Annotated in this window: 1 protein-coding gene; it reads left to right on the top strand. The window is 66.1% G+C overall.

Annotated features, from left to right (window positions below):
• A partial coding sequence (locus tag PTE31013_RS24655) for an autotransporter outer membrane beta-barrel domain-containing protein (RefSeq protein ID WP_150615205.1) occupies nt 1-967 on the top strand: 967 nt, incomplete at both ends.

Genomic DNA, 967 nt, shown 5'->3' with positions numbered 1-967 from the left:
TGCTCTCGGGTGAGTCGCTGGTGAACAACGCGACGACGGCGCAAGGGGCGGCCACGTCGTTCCAGCGCGGCATGCAAACGCGCATGATCGCCGGCGGCACGATGTTCGACGACAAGACGGCGAACGGCGCGATGGCGGCGGACAACGGCATCGCGGGTTGGGCCTCGTTCAAGGGCGGCAACGCGAGCCAGCGCGGCGACGGCATGTCGTTCGACGTGAAGGGCCTGGACGGCGCGATCGGTATCGACAAGCGGGTTGGCCAGAACACGCTGGTGGGCGCGTCGATGGGCCTGGGCAACCAGGAGTCGAAGGCGAAGGGCATGCCGGGCGAGTCGAAGGTCAACAGCGTGAGCGTGGGCCTGTATGGATCGCACCTTAGCAGCGCGAACTGGTTCGTGAACGGCGCGTTGTCGTACACGAATCACAGCGTGAAGACGGATCGCACGGTGGCGGCGCGCAATGCGTCGGCTCGCTTGACGGGCAAGACGAGCGGTCAGACGTTCGGGATGTTCGGCGAGGTGGGTAAGCGCTTTGGGGTGTCGGGCGTGAACATCGATCCGTCGGTGGGTGTGCGCGTGGCCTCGACGCGTCTGAACGCGTTCGACGAAACGAACCGGGACGGCCAGGGCAACGACGGCCTGAAGGTGGGATCGCAATCGCAGACCTCGACGCGCGGGGTGTTGGGCGTACGACTGTGGAGCGAAGTGGCGAGCATCGCGGGCGGCAAGGTGGCGCCGTCGCTGCGCCTGTCGTACGAGCACGAGTTCGGCAACACGCAGAGCCGCCTGACGAATGCGATCTACGGCGCGCCGCGTGGTTTCACGGTGAAGGGTCCGAAGCTGGGCCGCGATATTTTCACGGCGGATCTGGGGGTGGACATGCAGATCAAGAAGCAACTGGAAGTGCGCGTGGGCGGTAACGTCAGCGTGCGCAAGGGCGAAAGCGCGCTGGGTGGCGGTATCTCGGC

The organism is Pandoraea terrigena (assembly GCF_902459705.1).
Lineage (GTDB): Bacteria > Pseudomonadota > Gammaproteobacteria > Burkholderiales > Burkholderiaceae > Pandoraea > Pandoraea terrigena.
This window is presented reverse-complemented; position numbering and strand designations above follow the sequence as displayed.